General features: G+C 56.8%; 16 protein-coding genes and 1 tRNA gene. 6 read left to right on the forward strand and 11 right to left on the reverse strand.

What is annotated here, in order from left to right:
• Positions 1 to 7: 7 nt before the first annotated feature.
• From VB780_RS24945 to VB780_RS24980, 8 genes are all read right to left on the reverse strand, one after another.
• Complete coding sequence (locus tag VB780_RS24945; protein ID WP_323353895.1) at positions 8 to 1,150, reverse strand: ShlB/FhaC/HecB family hemolysin secretion/activation protein; 1,143 nt, start codon at positions 1,148 to 1,150, stop codon at positions 8 to 10.
• Positions 1,081 to 1,902 carry a hypothetical protein gene (locus tag VB780_RS24950; RefSeq protein ID WP_323353896.1) on the reverse strand — a complete coding sequence of 274 codons (822 nt, stop codon included), beginning with the start codon at positions 1,900 to 1,902 and terminating at the stop codon, positions 1,081 to 1,083. The genes VB780_RS24945 and VB780_RS24950 overlap by 70 nt, the downstream gene beginning before the upstream one ends.
• A 465-nt stretch (positions 1,903 to 2,367) precedes the next feature.
• Positions 2,368 to 5,718 (reverse strand): MobF family relaxase, encoded by a 3,351-nt coding sequence (gene mobF, locus VB780_RS24955; protein WP_323353897.1) that lies wholly within the window; start codon positions 5,716 to 5,718, stop codon positions 2,368 to 2,370.
• 325 nt (positions 5,719 to 6,043) lie between these two features.
• Positions 6,044 to 6,469 carry an HNH endonuclease gene (locus VB780_RS24960; RefSeq protein WP_323353898.1) on the reverse strand — a complete coding sequence of 142 codons (426 nt, stop codon included), beginning with the start codon at positions 6,467 to 6,469 and terminating at the stop codon, positions 6,044 to 6,046.
• A complete protein-coding gene (locus tag VB780_RS24965; RefSeq protein WP_323353899.1) occupies positions 6,469 to 6,873 on the reverse strand; it encodes a hypothetical protein in 405 nt (134 codons plus the stop codon). The genes VB780_RS24960 and VB780_RS24965 overlap by 1 nt, the downstream gene beginning before the upstream one ends.
• An 83-nt stretch (positions 6,874 to 6,956) precedes the next feature.
• A complete protein-coding gene (locus VB780_RS24970; RefSeq protein WP_323353900.1) occupies positions 6,957 to 8,141 on the reverse strand; it encodes a tyrosine-type recombinase/integrase in 1,185 nt (394 codons plus the stop codon).
• Between the two features lie 218 nt (positions 8,142 to 8,359).
• A tRNA-Phe gene (locus VB780_RS24975) sits at positions 8,360 to 8,432 on the reverse strand.
• 83 nt (positions 8,433 to 8,515) lie between these two features.
• Positions 8,516 to 8,965 (reverse strand): PPC domain-containing protein, encoded by a 450-nt coding sequence (locus VB780_RS24980; protein WP_323353901.1) that lies wholly within the window; start codon positions 8,963 to 8,965, stop codon positions 8,516 to 8,518.
• Between the two features lie 345 nt (positions 8,966 to 9,310).
• Between VB780_RS24980 and VB780_RS24985 the strand changes: the two genes are divergently transcribed.
• Entirely contained in the window at positions 9,311 to 11,221 is a 1,911-nt protein-coding gene (locus VB780_RS24985) for an FAD-dependent oxidoreductase (protein WP_323353902.1), read from the forward strand.
• Between the two features lie 259 nt (positions 11,222 to 11,480).
• Positions 11,481 to 12,644, forward strand: coding sequence for an esterase-like activity of phytase family protein (locus tag VB780_RS24990; RefSeq protein ID WP_323353903.1), 1,164 nt, complete (start codon positions 11,481 to 11,483; stop codon positions 12,642 to 12,644).
• A gap of 92 nt (positions 12,645 to 12,736) precedes the next feature.
• On the opposite strand, the gene VB780_RS24995 is transcribed toward VB780_RS24990, so the two are convergent.
• Positions 12,737 to 13,291 carry a hypothetical protein gene (locus VB780_RS24995; RefSeq protein ID WP_323353904.1) on the reverse strand — a complete coding sequence of 185 codons (555 nt, stop codon included), beginning with the start codon at positions 13,289 to 13,291 and terminating at the stop codon, positions 12,737 to 12,739.
• A gap of 490 nt (positions 13,292 to 13,781) precedes the next feature.
• On the opposite strand from VB780_RS24995, the gene VB780_RS25000 reads away from it, so the two are divergent.
• On the forward strand, positions 13,782 to 14,255 hold the full coding sequence (locus VB780_RS25000; protein ID WP_323353905.1) for a Card1-like endonuclease domain-containing protein: 474 nt from the start codon (positions 13,782 to 13,784) through the stop codon (positions 14,253 to 14,255).
• Between the two features lie 32 nt (positions 14,256 to 14,287).
• Here VB780_RS25000 and VB780_RS25005 read toward each other — a convergent pair whose 3' ends face one another.
• On the reverse strand, positions 14,288 to 15,004 hold the full coding sequence (locus tag VB780_RS25005; RefSeq protein WP_323353906.1) for a TVP38/TMEM64 family protein: 717 nt from the start codon (positions 15,002 to 15,004) through the stop codon (positions 14,288 to 14,290).
• A 226-nt stretch (positions 15,005 to 15,230) separates the two neighbouring features.
• On the opposite strand from VB780_RS25005, the gene VB780_RS25010 reads away from it, so the two are divergent.
• A complete protein-coding gene (locus VB780_RS25010; protein ID WP_323353907.1) occupies positions 15,231 to 15,917 on the forward strand; it encodes an HAD family hydrolase in 687 nt (228 codons plus the stop codon).
• A gap of 56 nt (positions 15,918 to 15,973) precedes the next feature.
• On the opposite strand, the gene VB780_RS25015 is transcribed toward VB780_RS25010, so the two are convergent.
• Positions 15,974 to 16,765, reverse strand: a complete 792-nt coding sequence (locus VB780_RS25015) for a class I SAM-dependent methyltransferase (protein ID WP_323353908.1) — start codon at positions 16,763 to 16,765, stop codon at positions 15,974 to 15,976.
• A 118-nt stretch (positions 16,766 to 16,883) separates the two neighbouring features.
• Here VB780_RS25015 and VB780_RS25020 point away from each other — a divergent pair, with 118 nt between their 5' ends.
• Both VB780_RS25020 and VB780_RS25025 read left to right on the forward strand, forming a co-directional pair.
• The gene (locus VB780_RS25020; protein ID WP_323353909.1) at positions 16,884 to 17,843 is read left to right on the forward strand and encodes a class I SAM-dependent methyltransferase; all 960 of its coding nucleotides are present in this window, start codon (positions 16,884 to 16,886) and stop codon (positions 17,841 to 17,843) included.
• Positions 17,844 to 18,041: 198 nt separating this feature from the next.
• Positions 18,042 to 18,491 carry an SRPBCC family protein gene (locus VB780_RS25025; protein WP_323353910.1) on the forward strand — a complete coding sequence of 150 codons (450 nt, stop codon included), beginning with the start codon at positions 18,042 to 18,044 and terminating at the stop codon, positions 18,489 to 18,491.

Below are 18,491 nucleotides of genomic sequence, written 5' to 3' on the forward strand. Positions count from 1 at the left end.
GTGCACCTCACTGGCGTTGGTTGGAGTTGTAGTTGATGCCGAAATAAAAGCCGTAGTCTTGCAGGTTGCTGCCGCGATCGCCGGAATAGATCAGCGGCAGGCCGTAGTCAAGCTTAATGCTGAGGCCATCTAGCCATGACAGGTTTTGCAGCTGTAGGCCCAGTCCGCTGCCCATCAAAAACGACTGGCCCGAAACCGTATTGGGGTTGTCGGGGTGGTTCCACACCGAGCCCAGGTCGAGAAAAGGCAAGAGGATGAGCATGGGTCGTCCGGCCCCGTCGCGCTTGACTGTGATCCGGTCTTCGACTGAAAAGCGCAGCCCGTTGTCGCCCGATCGCGCCCCTTGACGGTAGCCCCGCACCGAGTTAACCCCGCCGATGGTGAAGCTATGGGAGGGTAGCAGGGCATCGGGAGTAAGCTGCACATTAAACTGCGCGATCAGCAGATGGTTGCTGCCTAGGCGCTGCACCCGCTGGGCCAGCCCCTGCCAGCTGAAGAACTGCCCATCGGGAATGGGGTAGGGGTTGCTAGTGGCATTAAATAGCCCCGTACCCAGGTTGAACTGAGAATTAAACGCCCAGGCCCCGTCGGGCTCTCGGTAAACATAGTCTTGACCAAAGCTGACCACGCTGGTGCGGCTAAAGCCGTTGGCATCGGGACCAAAACCAAAGGGGGTGGGCAGTCGGTCAAACAAAAAGGTCTGGCCGGCAGTGTGGGTAAACCCCAGTGATAGGGCCAATTCCTCCTGGGGGCGGCGGATCAGCGGTTGACGCAGCCAGACAGCATAGCGATTGGTGCTACCCTGCACCCCCAGGCTGTTAAAAGGCGACTCCACCACTCGGGTATTGATAAAATCGCCCGTAAACCGCAGGGTACCATCGGTGGGGCTAATGGGAATCTGGTAAGCCGCCTCAAAATAGCTCAGCCCACCCGCAAAGGAGCGAGAATAGCCCGCCGAGAGGCGATCGCCCACGCCGCTGAGATTGAAATGGGCAAAGCTTAGCTCGAACTGCTCAGCCCCAATGCTCGGTGCCGATTCATTGTTGAGGCTAAGGCCATAGACGATGGGATCGGCCTCGCTCACCACCACGTTGAGAATGCTGCCCCCCACCATGCCCTCGCTAAGGTCGGGCTGTAGAGTGGCCTCCACATTGCTAAACAGCGGGTCAATGCGCAGCAGACGCAGGCTTCCTCCAGGGCATCCAGGTTGAGGGGCGGCCCTTTGACGAGAGTCAGGCGAGATTCGATGTAGCTTGGATCAACCCTCTGGGTGCCTGTGATCTCTATCTCTGAGAGACGCCCTTCCACAAAGTCAATGGCGGGCTGGTTACTACCGGGGATGGCCGTCAGCACTGCTCTGGAGGTGATGTAGCCCCGGTTGAGGTACTCCTGGGTAAGGCGATCCAGCACGTCGCCGAAGGTGAGGCTGGAGTTCAACGCTTGCAGTTGTGCCAGCTGATGCTGAATTTCCTCGCGGCTGAGAACACTGCTCTCTAGAATTTGCAGGGTGGCCACATCGACGGGCATATCCCGTCGGAGCTCGTCAGTAGGACGATCGATTGGCTCAACAACGACCCCAGCCGTCCCCTCGCCCCTAAAGCCAGAAGCGTTACTCTGCCTTGCCAGCGAAGCATTCGCCCGACTTGTCAACGGCTGACTATTCACCATCTCCAAGGCCATATAGAGCATATTTTGCCGCTCTGCCACCGGAAACTGCACCCGGTAAAACTGCCCATCCTGCTCCCACATGAGCGAGGCATAGGCCACCTCGCCATCGCGATATTCGCGAAAATGGGCCTGCACATCGGCAGCAAGGGTAATCGGATAGCCAACCGATCGGTGCTCTTCCATTGCCAACTGGGCTGCTTCTGAAGCGAGAGAATTGGTGGAAAAATGGCCCATCGTACAACTCGACTCTGCCCCTTGGGGGCAAACCTTCAAATTGATCATCAGCCCTACGCCCCGCAGACTGGGCACGACCTGTATCTCGCTATGGGCTGGCCTTTGTCCCGATAGCCCCAACAGGTGCAAGTTAATGGGTAGCCGAAATGCGAGGTCTGGATTCAGATGTTGGCTCACCTCAGCTCGGTAGGGCTCAAAAAAGTTTGAGTTTATGCGCTGAATTGAGGCACGGACCTCTGGGGTGATACCTGGGAGAAACCCGCCATTGTCCCCCTGAAAACTGGCCTTAGCCTGGTTGAGACCATGGGTTGCCAGCACAAGAAACAACGAGAGAGCCAAGCAGTTTGGTAGATGCATGGGGAATTTTATTCCCAATTCCTTCGTTTTTTGGGTGAAGCTGCTCCAGGGTAGCCCATTGTGGCAAAAGCGGGCTCTGATTCCACAAGATGTAATAGCTGATGTCGATTAACTATCGCCTAACTCAAATTGCCGACGTTGTAGGGATGGTGTCTTAACCTGAGAAGCATGCTCTGGTTTGATGGCTATTTGGGTAATGTGCTTTGCGAATGCGATCGCCTCTTTCCTACCTTGCTTGTCATAGATCAACCTCACCACCTCACTCCCCGCCACCAGCATCAGCGTCACCTCCTTGGCCGAACACCCATTCCGCAACGCCCGCTGCGCCACCCGCACCTCCAAACTCGCCGACGGCAACCCCGCCGAGTAATGCTCCCACCGCGCCAATAGCTGCTCCCTCGAATTCACCTTTGGCGGTTCCGAGGCATCTAATTGATTCCGCTCTCGGCCAACCGCCCTTCCAACCGCTCTAGCGACGCGATCAACGGCTGCTGCAAGGCCAACTCGGTCTTGAGTTGCCCGTTCCAACTGCTCAAGGCCGCAATCAACTTCCGCAACTGCTCCTGCAAGGTCGCTTGCGCATCGGAGGAGGTCTCGTCGCTGACGATACGCTGCAATTGCGCGACCAAGCGCCCCAAGCTCTGGTTCCAGTGCTGCGGCCACATCGCCAAATCCTTGCCCAAGGTCTGGACGTGGTCTTCGAGGTGCAGCACCCGCTGCGTATTCACGCATATCTCGGCCCGCAGCGGATCTAAGCTGCTCTGCAACACGGTGGCCAATGCGCTCTCCCATTGCTCTAGGGTCAACACTGGGGATAGGTTCTGGTTGCCGTTGTTCCTGTTGTTTATGCTGTCCATAGGTCATCACCTGTTGAGTTAAGGGCACGTAGTCACTCACGTTCTCCTTGGCCCGCGACACCTGGGCCAGCCGCACCAAGTCGGCCTGGCTGGTGGTGTACAAGGTCACCGCCCGCTTGGCTCTAGAAATCGCCACATAAAACGCTTCTCGATTCGTTGTTTCGCCCAGCAGGGCCAGCACTCGCTCCGCTGTTTTGCCCTGGCTGCTGTAGGTCGTTCTTACCCAGGCGTAGTCGATGTACTGGTTTCCACTGAGGTTGATAGTGGCGGTCTGCCCCGCCCCATCCCGGATCGTGGCTGTGCCATCCGCCTTCAGCTCCGTCACTACAAACCCTTGACCATTGCGGATTCCGGCTTGGGGGTTGTTGCGTGTCCATTTGAGGCGATCGCCCACCGCCACCGGAATCGCTTGCGTCGTGTACACCGTCTTACGAGGGCATGCCGCTGGATTGATCGACAGCACCGATCCACTCGGCGTCTCTAGTACCACCTGCTGATCCTCCTGGTTTACCGCAATTACGCGGTACTGCTCGCCCCTAATCAACCCCTGCTTTCGGTAATCTTGAATCGGCACCAGCACATCGCCTGGGGTGTAAGCTTTGAGGCAACTGGCCTGAGCTGTGGTCAAATCTTTGCGGTGCAAGCTCTGCACCACAAAGCCATCCGCGACCAAAGCCCCTTCATCCTGTAACCCGGATCGCATCGCCTGAGTCAGAGCCAACCGCTCCGCATTAGTTCCCGCCAGCACCAGCGTGGACTCCCGCTCCTCTGCTGTCAGCGCCAGATAATCTGCTGCCACCTGCTGAATACGTTTCTGGGGTTGATCCCCTTCTTTGACACAGCCCGCCTGAGCCAGCAGCTCAATCCCCTCGTTAACCTGCCCCTGGGCCACCAATTCCACGGCAGATCGCAGCACCCCAGTCTGCTGCCGCCGATGGGTCTCCAGATAGGCGGTCGTCATTCCCCCCGCGTGTAAGCTCTTGAAGGGATTGCCCGCCTCCACCGCCGAAAGCTGCCGGGTATCGCCGACCAGTAAAACCCTGGCCTGCTCCAGTGCCGCCCGCCGCAACAGCGCATGGGCATCCTTCATGCTCAACAGCCCCGCCTCATCGACAATCCACAGCGTCAGCTGAGGTGGTTCATCCAGGGGTTGAGACACCAAGAGTCTAGCAACTGTAGTGGTTTGAATGCCCAGTGACTCTCCCAATACATGAGCCGCTTCAGCGCTGGGGGCCAAGCCTTGGATCATGTAGCCCTGTCTCTGAGCCAGATCCTTCAATACGCTCAGGGCATAAGTCTTGCCCGCTCCCGCTACGCCTTGCCACGCCATCACCGCATCCGGTGTAGTCGCTGCCATCCCAACCGCGTTTTGCTGCTCCGAGTTCAGAGAATGGCTCACCAGGCTCTCTACCTGGGTACCGCTGGGGACAATTGCCGCCACCTGCCCCCGCCCTTGCTGCATCAGACGGATCGTGTTGAGTTCGAGATTGAGTGCTGTCTGGGTGGTGAACTTGCCGTTGGCGACTTTGATAAGTTCAGGACTTAATACGATCGCCCCCTCAATCGCCTCAAACCCCTGCATCCCCAACTCGTGCTCAAACACAAACCGCTCCAGCGTCGTCTGCCGAAACACTGACTCCCGCTCCCCACAGTGCTGGATCGCCGCGTCAATTACCGATTTGGCCGGTGGCTGATCGCCAACTGCCTGGGTAACGCCCTTCGGTAACTCTGGCAGATCCAATCCCTTCAACTGAATCAGCGCATTCCATCCCCGCTGCAACAGTCCCTCGTCTACCTCTTTGGGTTTCCGCTTCCGCGACACCAGCGCCGCTGTCTCCCGCATCGCTCGATTATTCTCCGAGCCCGTCGCCTCCCATTCCTCGATTAGCTTCAGAATCTGCTGCCTGCGGGTAGAGAATGCCTTGAGCAGTTCTGGGGAATATCCCGCTAGTTCAAACTGCCCATGAGCTTTGGGCTCAATCTGGTAGCCCTGCTGCTTCAGCGCTACGGCCAACTCATTTTGGTAGATCTGGCCCAGGAGTTTTTGATTGGCGATCGCCGCCTCATTGCTCAAACTAAACCACCGCCCATCGTCCAACTGCGTCGCATTCATCACCACACAATGGCTGTGCAACTGCGGTTCCGCCTCCCGACTGGTGGAATGGGTAAATACCGCTGCCGCGATATTTACCGTCGTCACCTTCATCCGCCCCGCCTCGGTTGAAATCCGGGTCTGGGCATAGCGCTCTTCCAACACCGATAGAGCTTGAGCTACCGCCTGATGATGCGCCTCCAACACCCGCTCGTCCTGCTGCACTAACGCTGCAATGCTGACACTTTTCGGGGCGCTGAAGGTAAAGTCGGTCGCCGCCCGTCGCTTTTCTGGGTCAATTGCCTTTCCCGTCAGCGATCGCCCGTCCGGAGCCTGCCCGGAAAGCATCTGGCTGAACTCTTGCTGATTAACAACTCCAGCTAGCCCCAAGGACGCAGCCCCCTTGCCCACCCACTTCGTTGGGTGAGCGGCTTCTTCAGCCGAGTAATAATCCTCTTTCGTGTAATAGGTCTCCGCCTGAGCAGCAGAGAGGTTGCTCGTGGAAAGCATGGAGAAGCAAGGTTAAAAATACGACGCTCCACTGAAGGGGAACTTGAAGCGTCTTCAAAAGCGGTAGAAACCCTGTGGGGAGAGCCGTTGCCCAGTTTTTGCCAAAACCTTGGCGTACTGTGTGGCCTTTCCGCGAAGCCCTCGATAGGGGCGCAGCATCCTGATACACCTGATCCTAAATTGAAGCATCAGCTCTTGATCAGCTTCAATACAAAATGTCACGAAAAACTTGGGATGTTTTCAGCACAAAGGCTAAAGGTCACGAAAGAGAACGATTTTTCACATTCCCTTCTGTAACCTTGCAAAGCAAGGAAATTTATCAGGCTTAGTCTTTAGGTGGATGCCAGCCCACTGAAACCCAGCGTTTTCTGGTCGCCAAGATAGCTGCATTATTCATCTGCAAAGCCACGACTGTAGCTCGTCCTACAGCGGTAATGCCTTCAACTCTGGTGCCGTCGTCGCTCCAGGCAAAATGCTGGTGCCAGTCCTGAAGCCTTGGATTGAAAAGTGGCTGGGTCTGCTGGGTGAGTAAATCTTGGCCTGTTGTTGAATCGCCCTTGAATTCATTGCAAGAACGGCAGGCTAAGTAAATATTTTCAAAGCAGGTTTCGCCACCTTTTGAACGAGGGTGGATATGATCAAAAGCCATACGAATGCCGCTCAGGGCCTCGCTGGTTCTGCAATAGCAGCAACGATCGCGATCGCACGCTCGAACCCGATTGCGTAGGTCTACAGGAATATAGCTGGCCATCAAGCTTCTGGCAGAATCGAATGCCCGCGCCAGCGCAGCAAAACCGCTGCCTGAGCCTTGCAGAGCATAAATTGCTCCGCCTCTTTCCTCAGGACAGTTAGTTCGTTTTGTTCCGCTGCTGTCAACCTGTTGTTCTGATTGCGATCCAGCAGTTCGTCGTACCGCTCTAGTTCGGCTTCAGAACGTTGGCTACGAGCAACCCTCCACAGGGCATCATCATCCAGCCGATCTAGAGCAGCTAATGCAGCTTGAAACTCCGGTGGCACATCATCCCAAGGGGGTGGGCTACCAATTTGCAATGCCCTGAGAATAATTTCGTTCAGAGGGCGCTGGGTTGCCTCGGCAGTATTTACCAGTCGCTGGTGAATATGCTCTGGGATATCAAGGGTGACGGTAGCTGTCATCGGTGCGCTGGACTATGAGAGGCTTGAGCCCGGATCCGAACGGGAAGGTCTCAATTTTAACTAAAGCTGGCTACGGAAACACATTAGGTGAGATCGGGGGGCCTCAAGTTTGTGAAATTGGTAGCCCCGTAGTGCTTGTCGATCATCTTAGCGCTGGTGCCTGTCCAGCGACCGATCGCTGTGCTGTTGATGTGGGCTTCTACACACAGGCTGATGAAGGTGTGGCGGCACTGGTAGCTCTTGCGGTGAGGAATGTCGCAGGCTGTAAGGACAGCTCGCCAGGCGCGGGTAGAAAAGTTGTGCTGGTCAATGAACTTCCCCTTGGGGCTAGGGAATAAAAAGGCTTCGCTGTCGCCCTTCTCTGGCTTGATGGCATCGAGAATAGCCTTGACCTCTGGAGTAATAGGAAAATCTCGCTTCCGCTGAGTCTTGAGTCCCTCCTTCAAGATCAAGCCATCTTCGGAGACCACCACCGACTGCCTGAACTTGATGACCGCTGGCGTAACGTACTTCCACTGGAGGGCAATGACCTCTGAAGGGCGGGCTCCAGTGGCAAATAGGAAGCGCACGTAAGAGGTGTAGTGGCTGTAGTAGCGATCGCTCTCAAACCCCGCGATGATCTTGTCTCGCTCCTCTTTGGTAAACGGATTCACGTCCTCATCTTCAGAGAGCCCCTTGGGAGCCTTAATTTTCATCGTCAGAAAGGGATTGCCCTCGATCAACCCCTCCTCCTCTGCCCAGCTACAGCAAGCTTTGAGCTGGGTCAGGCAACGCTTAGCTGCATCGGGCGTCAAATGGGCTAGCAAGTAGTCACGAATCAGAATCGCCTCGTCTAGAGAGCGGCTGGGAAAGCGGCTGATGTGGTTTTTCTGCTTGGTGAAGTCCTTCGTGTAAGTGCTGGGACTGATCTGAGGTTTCTTGAACTGGGCGTACTTCTCCCAAATCTCATCCAGCCCAATCTCAGGGGCTACGGGTGGATTGGGGGAAATGGGGGAAACCGTGGTGAGCGATCCAACGGTCTGGTACTTCTGTAGGCTGAGATCCACCTCTCCGTAGTCAATATCTCGCTGAATCGCCCTGACCGTATCACCTACCCGTTGGCGGTTCAGAGGCGTGTCTTCAAAGCCTGTGGAGATGTAGAACCGCTTACGCTGGATTTCCCCATCCACTTCGACGGGGTAAGAGAAGACGATTTGCAGCCGTCCTTTGGTGTTTTTGAACTGGACTGAGCCTTTTTTACCTTTGCTTCTTAGGGTGGCCGAGTACATGGCAGCACCGGGGAATAAAGAGCATTCGTACTACTCCCCTTTTCGGGCACCGGGGCCATCGTCCGGATATTCCCCAAAAAAATTCCCCCAATTTTCCCCCAATCCGTCCCCCAAACTCGCCTAAAGATGTCCAAAAAGGGACAACGCGAAAATCTGAGGCCCCAAAGCAAAAGCCCCGAACCGTTGAGATTCAGGGCTTTTCACTTGATTTAATTGGATGCCAGGAGGCGGGCTTGAACCGCCGACACGAGGATTTTCAGTCCTCTGCTCTACCAACTGAGCTATCCCGGCTAGGGATGACGTTTCAACGCTCACTTAAGATAGCAAGCTAACGTCACCCCTGACAAGGTTATGGGAAAAAATGCTGCCGTTCTCTACTGAACCTCTCGCAGGCGGGCCACCTTGAGGTAAAAATTACCGGCACCTTGCCCCGCATAGGCGCTCACCCGCACCGTATAAGTCCCCGACTCGCCAATGCGGGCAAAGAGTAGGGAGTTGGTGGTGCCGTCGGGGCCGTCGTCGTTTTCGCCTACGGTGACGCCATCTTTGTTCATCAAAATCACTAGAGTGTCAAACTCTTCAGAGATGACATCGACCGCCACTTGATCCCCAGCCTCGAGATTAATCGTATAGTCACGGGCAAACCCACCGGTACCGGTGGGGATGTCGCGATCGCTCAGGGCCTCGTTGACTTCTCGAGAGGCCGGTAGCGGAATGGGCGAGTAAACCGTAGTCTGCGCCTTGGCTGGCAGCGAAGTCAGCGCCAGGGTAGTCAATGCCAGAGGAAGCAGCAGGTTGCGCTGTAGCCGAAGGTGAAATTGCATAGATTGTGAAAAGTTAAAAGACAAAATTGCCCAAAGGCGCGAGATCGTGCCCATTATGGCCTAAATTTTTGGGTTACTTCGAGAACTAAAAGAGTCTACATATAGTCTGTTCTCAGGCTTTGAGACTACTCCACCGTCGAATGCCTTGTAGGCCTTGCAGGACCAGGCCTCAGCCAGATGAGGTTTTGGTTGCGTCGTTTCTCAATTTCGTTGCTACACTCACAGACGACCAATGCCCTAGGTATGCTGCCCTTGTCCATGCTAGAGCGCCCCCGCTATCGTTCAGTGTCATCAAAGCCTCAGCCTAGGCGCAAGCGGCGGCGAGCCCGCAGACCCCGGTTAATGATGATGGCCCTGATCAGCAGCACGCTGCTGCTGGTGGCTTTTCGCGGTGCCAGCGAATACTGGCGTCAGCCCCTTGAATTTAGCCAGCGTCCGGTGGGGCAAATTGTCAATCGAGCCGAGGTCGCCACCGGCATTCGCCAGATTCAAACCGCCAACGGACGGCCTACCCTCAATCCGCTGCCCCTAGCCGAAGAGGTTTGGACCTGCGAGGTCGTAGTCATTGGTGGCACCCTGGGCGGGGTCGCTGCGGCTTCCCAGGCCATGGAAACCGGCGTCACCACCTGCCTGATTGAACTCACCCCCTGGCTAGGAGGCCAGATCAGCTCCCAGGGGGTAGCGGCCATCGACGAATCGCGAGCGATGCGGTGGCGACGCAATTTTTCTCCTAGCTGGGAGGCCTTTAAGGATCTGATTAAGCGCCAGCCCGTCTACCTCCCCCCCTGGACGGGGCTACCGGCTCAGCTGCCGGTAGAGAGAACCAACAGCTGCTGGGTTGGGGAACTGTGCTTTACCCCCCGAGCCGGGGCTACGGCCGCAGAAATGTGGATGCGAGACGCCGCTCAGAATGCCCCGGAGAGCCGCTGGGCAACCTCTACAGCCTTCAAAGGCGCGGCCTTCGATGCCTCAGGCCGCTATGTGACGGCGGTGTACGGCGTGCGGCGCGTTCCCCTCGACCCTGGCTATGTGCCCACGGGGCGGCTTTCCCAGGAGCTAGAACGGTGGTACGGCTGGTCAGACGATGAGGCCTATAACAAGATCCCCATCCGCCTACAGCCGCCGCCGAACCGCTCCATGATTGTGATTGACGCCACGGATACTGGCGAGCTGGTGGGCTGGGCCAACCTACCCCACCGGTTAGGGTCTGACGGCCAGGGCTTTACCGGCGAAGTCAACGCGCCACCGAAGGATAACCCCGACTGCACCCAGGCCTACACCTATCCCTTTGTGCTAGCTACGCTCGACGACAAAAATGAGAGCCTCAAGGAGCTGCAAAAGCTAGAGCCGGCGCTCTCTAAGGCCGAGCACCGCAAAGAATTTAATCTGGAGGGATTTCCCTTTTTTGACTTTGGCAGTGTGTTTAACTATCGCCGCATTGTCAGCCAGCGGGCGGGAAACTCGAACGTCAACCGCACCCAGCCCGGCGAAATGACCCTGATCAACTGGAACAAGGGCAACGACTGGCATTTTATGGATCCGCCTCTGGTGTTTACCGAAGAGGACATTCGTCTGTCGGGGCAGCGCCAAGACTGGCTAGGGGGGCTATCGACCGAATCGCTCAACTACGGTGAAGTTCATGCGCTCCAGTTTGCCGAGTGGCTGATCGAGAATGAGAGCACCAACAAGCTGTCGCTGACATTTTTGCGAGGAGCCGATTCGCCCTTGGCCACCCGGTCTGGCCTCAGCATGGTGCCCTACATTCGTGAGGGCCGCCGCATTTTGGGCCGCCCCGCCTACGGGCAAGACAGCTTTATGGCGGTGGAGGCCGACCTGCGCGAAGACATGACCGGGGGCCGCGACTTTAGAGCTACCGCCGTGGCCCTGGCCCACTACGACATTGATATCCACGGCTGCCGCTACCGATCGTGGCGACCCTCCTACGAGGCGGCGGGGGCCAGCATTAAAGAATTTGTGGTGCGACCGCTGCAAATTCCCCTAGAGGCACTGGTGCCCCAGGGGGTAGACAATGTGCTGATTGGCGGCAAAAGCATAGCCGCTAGCCACATCGTCAACGGGGTGACGCGGGTGCACTACGGCGAGTGGAGCATCGGCGGGGCCGCCGGGGCGACGGCGGGTTGGCTGCTGCGCTACGCCAAACCCAATGACCTAACCCCGGCCCAAGTGGTGGTGACCGGCCAAATGCCAGATCTGCAAGATTTTTTGATGCAGCAGGGGCTGAAATTTACTTGGTAATTGAGGCAAATACAGGAAAGCACGAAAATAGAGGGGCAAAAAATGAGAAAAAAGCCCGATAGGCTTGAATTTCGGTCTTTTGGGCTACCCGATGAAATGGAGAGTTCGCGTAGGGGCAACCACCGGCAATATGCCTGGTTTCCAAGGCTAGACTGTACTGCTTAGGGACTGGCAAAACCGTAGTCTGTGAACACAGTCCTAGTGAACACAATCTTGGCCTACCCTAGAGAGTGCTGGCTGATGGGTGAGGGGGTTATCGATGGCAGAGTGGATGGGCCAGGTGCTCCGGCGAATTGGGCGGCGATCGCTCATCCTGCTCCTAGCGCTAGCGTTAACCAGCTGCGCCATACCGCAGATCAAAGCCGAAGACCGATTGTTTCTGCCCCTCACCGCTGATCTGCTGGATGTGTACAATCTGCCGCCCCAGGAATTTGAGGGCACTACCGTCGGAGGACTGTCGGCCCTAGCCTACGATCGCCCCCGCGACCTGCTCTATGCTCTCTCCGACGATCGCGGCCAATTCGGCCCCGCCCGCTTCTACACCCTGGCGGTGACCCTAAAGCCCAGCGGCCCGCCCAAGTTTGACACCGTTACCCTGCAAGCATCTACCCCTCTGCTCGATGCCGAGGGCAACCCCTATCCTCGGGGCAGCATAGATCCCGAGGGCATGGCCCTATCGCCCCGCGATACGCTGTTCATCAGCAGCGAGGGAGATGGGCCGCAGAGTACGCCGCCCTTCATCGGCGAGTTTGACCGCGAGACCGGGCAGAGCGTCGCCACCCTGCCCCTGCCCGAGCGCTATCTGCCCGACAACCCCGACAGCCCTAGTCGGGGCGTGCAAAACAACCTCAGCCTGGAGGCACTTACCGTCACCGGCACATCAGGCGGGGCGGGCATGGTCGAACCCTTTCGACTGTTTGCCGCCACCGAGTCGGCCCTGGTGCAAGACTACAACGACGACCCTAGTCAGCCCCTCAACAGTCGGTTTTTGCATTACCTAATTGGCGACGACCAGTCCACGCTGATCGCCGAACATCGCTACCCCCTCGATCTAGAGCCTTCTGGGGCGGTGGTGAATGGCCTCACGGCACTGCTAGCGATCGACCCCGCAGGCCATTTTCTCGCCCTAGAGCGAGCCTTTGGCCTGCGGGGGTTGCAGGTGAAGCTGTACCAACTGGCGACCGGCGGCGCGACCGATATCTCGTCAATCCCTAGCCTAAGTGGGGATGTGTCGGGCAGTTCGCCCATTCGCAAGCAGCTGGTACTCGATTTTGCTGAGACGCCCCTGGCGGTGGATAACCTGGAGGGGATGACCTTAGGCCCGCGCCTGCCCGACGGCAGCCAAAGCCTGCTGATGGTCAGCGACAACAACTTTGAGGGCGATCGCGTCACCCAGCTGCTGCTGCTGCGGTTGCAGATGTAGTGCTTTCATCACGCCAAGACAGCGGGTGGGCTAGGCCCACCTACCCAGACAATGTGCACTACCGCTCCCAGCAGCGATCGCAGAGAAGCCCATCAGCTAGCAGCGCTGCCGATCGCCCCTTTTAGAGCCGCAATACCCTGTTCAACACTGGCCCACAGGCCCATATCAGGCTCTTTGCCCGCTATTTCACGAGTGCCAACAAAGTAAAGAACGCCTTTGAGCACCTCTTGGTGGGCCCGATTTTCAAAGTTAACTTTGTTGAGCGGCTCCATGGCATCTTGAAGCGTATCGCTTAAGGATTGGCCTACTTTGTGCAGCACCAAACCCGTCATTACCTGCTGGTGCTTCAACAACTCAAGCTGAAAAAACTTGTCGTAGGAGGATAGTTCTGAACCATCCATCATTTTGGTGACGGCCTCAGCATGCTTTTGGGTGATGTCGCGGGGCTCTGCTGCGGCACCTAGTTTAGTCACAGCTTCTTGGATGTTGATGAGGTTTTCGCGATCGCTCTTTAGCATCCCCTCAAGACGCTCACGAATGGTGCTATCACTGGTGGCCGCCATTAGCTTTTGCTCGCTGTCAATCAAGACATTTTGGAAAAGCTTCAGGTCGGCAAGCTTAGTTGATAAGGTTGTCATATCCGTCATTAGAGGTATTTCCTAACTAGAAGTACGATAGTGCGTCATTACTCACAATTCTTATGATTCCGCAAGAATTTAGAGGTACCCTCCCTCTTTAGAAAGGTTCGAGTTAAAGCCATATCCACCGTTTGCATCGTCTGGGCAAACATTAATCCGTTAGGTTAGTTCCCGTCGTTCTCCGGTTCGTCTGCCCCCTGCAACTGCACTGGTGCTCGTCTGCCTCCAAACCGAAGCAGGATACAACCAACCAACCTGAACAGAGGAGTTTAAAGGACTAGTGCCGCTATGCAGAGTTCAAAATGCAAAATGCAAAGTGAAAAATCCTTAGGGTACAGGTATTTCAAGCATTCTGAACAGTAGGATCATTTCTGCCGCAGCGTACTAGATTCAGACAAAGCTGAAGTGAGCTGAAAGAAGGTAGTGGTGGGTTGCGGGAACTAGCTCGCCTCTGTTATATGCGCTTGCCTTTGCCTATCCTCCACAATTTTGCTACAACTTGCATGATGACACCCTATTCTCGTCCTATCGCTACTCCAAAGATGACAAGACTATTCACGCCGTCTTACAGGATCGGGGAGATATTAGAAGTTTTTTTAATGGGGGGTGGTTTGAGCGATACATTCACCATAAAATTTCTGAACTGCTTCAGCAGTCTCAATTACCCTATGACTGTTTAGCCAATCCAGTAGTAAAGTTTTCGAACGGGGATAGCTTTGAGCTAGACTTGCTGTTCCTAATATCAGGAGAACCTTTACTTATTGAATGCAAGACAGGAGGCGACTACAATGCGCATTTGAAGAAGTTTTCTGATCATCGGAAGCGTTTGTCAATTTCTCCTGAAAAAGCGTTTCTAGTTATGCTTGATCTTGAAGATGCTAAGACCGAGAGGCTAAGCCAGTTTTGGAAGTTTCAAGTAGTTAATCAAGATAGGTTGATTGCGCTGATTGAAAAGATGATTAATGTAGGCTAACCGGGAATATAGTCGCAGGAGATGCCAGCCGTTTATCTATAATCGCCGTCTTGCTCAGAGACTTCACCTGAATGCTCAGGTTGCAATGCCTTGCGGGTCAGGTTGGTGGTGTACCAGCCGGCGGCGATCGCCAGTACGGCCCCGCCCCCTTGCAGCGCCAGTTTTTCGGTGGTGAGCCCGTCTTGAAATAGGGCCACACCAAAGGAACCCAAATAGACGTACAGCGTAATCACCGGCAGCATACCTATCCAAGAGCAAAAGCAGTACTGCCAGAAATTTACCTTAGTGCAGCTAAAGCCATAGTTGAGCAGGTTAGACGGCACCAGGGGGGAAAGCCGGGTCAGCAGCAAAATTTTCCACCCTTTTTGGCCTACGGCATGATCTAGCCGAGCAAAGCCGGGGTTTTTGACCATCCAGCGCTGGATGCGATCGCGAGCCAAGGTGCGCCCCACCCCAAAACAGGCGATCGCCCCCAGAGTGTCGGCCACCGAAGCCACGACTATTCCCTGCGCCAGACCAAACACTGCCCCCGCCACGAGGATGAGCACGATGTTGGGTAGGCCGCCCACGGTCGCCAGCAGATACAGCCCAATAAAGGCCGGAATCGCCACGACTCCCAGCGATGTCAGCCAGCTTCCAGTGTTCACAAACCAGTCTTGCAGCGGTAGTTGACTGCTCAGCAGCGCCAAGGCTACCCCACCCCCGGCCAATAGCCAAAACCTTCGGCTCCGCAAAATTGTCAATTTCATGCCGGTAAGATCCTACGCCGACAGATACAGGCGGAGGGAATACCTAACTTTAATAGCGATCGCGCTTTTCGCCGTCTGCCCTAGGGAACGTAAAGACAGCAGCGGTGAGGTGTGCTGAGGCTGAAGTCAATTCTATGCCAGCCGCCACCACACTGGTCGCTCGGAAGATGTGTAGCCGCTGCCATCCTGCCAGGATGGGGACATTCTCCGGTTGGCAGGAACAGACATGGCCCTTGACGGCATTATTTTAGACATTGACGGCACGCTGGTGGCAAGCAACGAAATCCACGCCAAGGCATGGGTTGAGGCCTTTGATAACCACGGCTACCAGGTGGACTTTGACCAGGTGCGATCGCTGATGGGCATGGGGGGCGATCAGCTCGTGCCCCAGCTGGTGGCTGAACTCAGTGAAGCGGAAGAGCCCGGCAAGACCATCGCCAGCGAGCACAAAGAGCTGGTCTTGAACAAATATCGCCCGCAGCTCAAGCCGACCGCCGGGGCGCGATCGCTGGTGCAGAAATTGCTGGCCGATGGGCTGCACGTCGTCGTGGCCACCTCCGCCAGCGATGGCGAACTGGAGGTCATGCTCAAAGTGGCCAACGTCGAAGATTTGCTGCACGAAACGACTTCGTCCAGCGAAGCCGAAAACTCTAAGCCAGCCCCCGACATTGTGCAGGCCGCCCTAGCCAAAGCCCAGCTAGACCCCGATCGCGTAGTCATGCTGGCCGACACCCCCTACGATATTGAGGCGGCGGGCAAAGCCGGGGTAAAAGTGATTGCCGTGCGCTCCGGCGGCTTTAGCGATGAAGAGTTGGCGGGCGCGATCGCCATCTACGACGACCCCGCCGACTTGCTCCACCACTACGATCGCTCTCCCCTGGGCAAGCCCCCAACCCCCGGCAGCGAACTGTAGTCATTCTCGCTCCGAGTGGCCTAGAATCCTGACACCGAAACAGCGGTGCTCGCATCTCACTCGGCTAGCTCAGCATCGACTTTTTCGCTCAGATAGAGGTTGGTGATGTACTTCAATGTCACCGTGCCGTCGATCGCAGCCCAGGCCCGATGCCAGGCGGCGATGGTATCGAGAAACTGTAGGTGGGCTCGCCCTTGCTTAGGAATGTAGGACGAGCTGAGCGATCGCCCCACCACCTCAGGCAGCGCCAGCGTCTGGCCATAGTCAAAGCTCAAGTGTCGCACCCGCGAAAACCCAGCCTGCTGCTCAATCGCCGCCAGCGCCTGGGTATGGTCGCGGTGGTCGATAGCGCGCGTCGCCACGGCATGGATAATCTGATAGTAGGCCGCCGTGCCCGAGTCCTCTAAATCCCAGTCATGCCAGAGCAGGGCTAATCGCCCCCCTGGTAGCAAAATGCGGTCAAATTCCGCCAGCGCCAGCGGTGCATTGAACCAGTGAAACGACTGGCAGCAGGTCACAATATGAATACACGCATCCGCCAGCCTCGTCTGCTCGCCCGTGCCGGGGTGAAAGACTACCTGAGGGTGCGGTTCAGCCGCCTCGCGCATGGCGGCATTGGGTTCTACCGCAATCACCCTGGGGCCCAGGTCGCCCAGCAGCCGACTCGAAATGCCGGTGCCTGCCCCAATATCGGCCACCACGAGCAGTTGGGGATCGCCCAGGTCGGCCAAAATGGCGGCGATCGCCCCCTCAGGATAGCCAGGCCGATAGCGAGCATAGTCTTGGGCGCGGTCAGAAAACCGTCCCAACGGGTTCAGCGTATGAAGCGGTAAGACATTGGGGGCCATAGAGCGATCGCCATACTGCTATGCCGATATCCTACCCCAGCGGCGTAGCAGTCAGAACAGGCCCTGCCAGCGCACCCGCCAATCCGGTACAGTAGCCTAAACCCTCCCTACCGCGTCCATGACTACGACCAAACTCAAACCCGACTGGGCCGGCGACGACCTGCTCTCGCGCCTCGTCAACCGCGCCATTCAAACCCCGGCTCTCTACAGCCTGATGAAGCGCCAGGCCCGTCAGGTTATGATCAAAACCGCCGAGAAAAATGGTGTCCCTTGGCGGCAGACCTGCCTCGATCTCGACACCCCTGAGATGCGCCAGCGGTTGGATGAACTCACCAACCCAGCGGTGGTCTACCCTAACTATTACCAGGTGCCCTTCCACGCCTACAGCGAGGGCAACCTCTGCTGGCAAGCCGCCTTTGAGGCCGCCCCCGCCACCTACGCCATGGCCCTGCGCGTTTGGCCGACCGAAGAAATTTCCTGGCAGGAGGCCCAAATTCGCCTGCGCCAAAGCTTTCTAGACGTACTCGATCAGCATGGCCCTGCCCAGGTGGCAGACATTCTAGATGTGGGCTGTTCGGTAGGCATCTCAACCCTCAGCCTGCATCGCCACTACGCCCAAAAAAGCGACCCCAACAATCCAGTGCGCACCGTGGGGCTCGATCTGTCGCCCTACATGCTAGCGGTAGCTCAATCCCAGGATACTAACGGTGAAATTGCCCAATGGGTGCACGGGGCGGCAGAAGCTACCGGCTTTGCCGATGGGTCTTTTGATGTGGTGACGATGCAGTTTGTCGCCCACGAACTGCCCCGCACCGCTACCCAGGCGATTTTTGCCGAAGCCCTGCGGGTGCTGCGGCCCGGTGGGGCTCTGGCTATTGTTGACAACAATCCCAAATCGCCCGTGATTCAAGCCCTGCCCCCGGTGCTGTTTACGCTGATGAAAAGCACCGAACCCTGGAGCGACGACTACTACACCTTTGATTTAGAAGCCGCCCTGGTAGAGGCGGGCTTTGAGCCATCCATCACGGTGCCCAGCGACCCCCGCCACCGTACCCTGGTTGCGCGCAAGGGTGGGTGAGGGTAGGGGCACAAGGCTTGCGCCCGGCGCTAGAGGTGTAGCGTCGACAAAACAGTTGAGACAAGTGCGCCCGTAGAAATGCGGGTAGAATAGGCTCAGTGCTGGCGGGGAACACCTTGCCTCTGCATCGGGATAGCGATCGCCACTCCCGTTCGCAGACCGCCATCTGCACAGCTTTAGTCACAGCAGGGATAAACCATGGGTGAATGGCTCGATCACAGCGTTTTAGTCGATGTCGATGTACCGGTAGAAACCTCCTGGGATCTGTGGTCTGACCTGGAGCAAATGCCCCGCTGGATGAAGTGGATCGACTCCGTCAAAATCTCTGAGGCTGACCCCGAAATTTCAGAATGGAAGCTGGCCTCGCGGGGCCTAGAGTTTACCTGGCGCTCTAAAATCACCAACCTGGTTACCCACCAAATCATTCAGTGGGAGGCGATCGACGGTCTGCCCAACCGGGGGGCAATTCGCTTTTACGGCAAAGACGGCCAGTCTACCGTTAAGCTCACCGTGTCTTACTCGGTGCCCGCCGTCATTAAGTGGATGGATGGGTTGTTCCTCGGTCGATTGGTCGAAGCCACATTACAAGACGACCTCAACCGCTTCCGCGACTACGCTATGGCGACCAAACAGCCCCCCTCGGCCTAG

The sequence above is a fragment of the Leptolyngbya sp. CCNP1308 genome, assembly GCF_034932455.1.
Lineage (GTDB): Bacteria > Cyanobacteriota > Cyanobacteriia > Phormidesmidales > Phormidesmidaceae > Nodosilinea.

Coding starts and splice junctions, on each gene's coding strand:
- VB780_RS24950 (WP_323353896.1), bottom strand. CDS start 1,902: ATGGGCCATTTTTCCACCAATTCTCTCGCTTCAGAAGCAGCCCAGTTG.
- mobF (WP_323353897.1), bottom strand. CDS start 5,718: ATGCTTTCCACGAGCAACCTCTCTGCTGCTCAGGCGGAGACCTATTAC.
- VB780_RS24960 (WP_323353898.1), bottom strand. CDS start 6,469: ATGGCCAGCTATATTCCTGTAGACCTACGCAATCGGGTTCGAGCGTGC.
- VB780_RS24965 (WP_323353899.1), bottom strand. CDS start 6,873: ATGACAGCTACCGTCACCCTTGATATCCCAGAGCATATTCACCAGCGA.
- VB780_RS24970 (WP_323353900.1), bottom strand. CDS start 8,141: ATGTACTCGGCCACCCTAAGAAGCAAAGGTAAAAAAGGCTCAGTCCAG.
- VB780_RS24980 (WP_323353901.1), bottom strand. CDS start 8,965: ATGCAATTTCACCTTCGGCTACAGCGCAACCTGCTGCTTCCTCTGGCA.
- VB780_RS24985 (WP_323353902.1), top strand. CDS start 9,311: ATGATGGCCCTGATCAGCAGCACGCTGCTGCTGGTGGCTTTTCGCGGT.
- VB780_RS24990 (WP_323353903.1), top strand. CDS start 11,481: ATGGCAGAGTGGATGGGCCAGGTGCTCCGGCGAATTGGGCGGCGATCG.
- VB780_RS24995 (WP_323353904.1), bottom strand. CDS start 13,291: ATGACGGATATGACAACCTTATCAACTAAGCTTGCCGACCTGAAGCTT.
- VB780_RS25005 (WP_323353906.1), bottom strand. CDS start 15,004: ATGAAATTGACAATTTTGCGGAGCCGAAGGTTTTGGCTATTGGCCGGG.
- VB780_RS25010 (WP_323353907.1), top strand. CDS start 15,231: ATGGCCCTTGACGGCATTATTTTAGACATTGACGGCACGCTGGTGGCA.
- VB780_RS25015 (WP_323353908.1), bottom strand. CDS start 16,765: ATGGCCCCCAATGTCTTACCGCTTCATACGCTGAACCCGTTGGGACGG.
- VB780_RS25020 (WP_323353909.1), top strand. CDS start 16,884: ATGACTACGACCAAACTCAAACCCGACTGGGCCGGCGACGACCTGCTC.
- VB780_RS25025 (WP_323353910.1), top strand. CDS start 18,042: ATGGGTGAATGGCTCGATCACAGCGTTTTAGTCGATGTCGATGTACCG.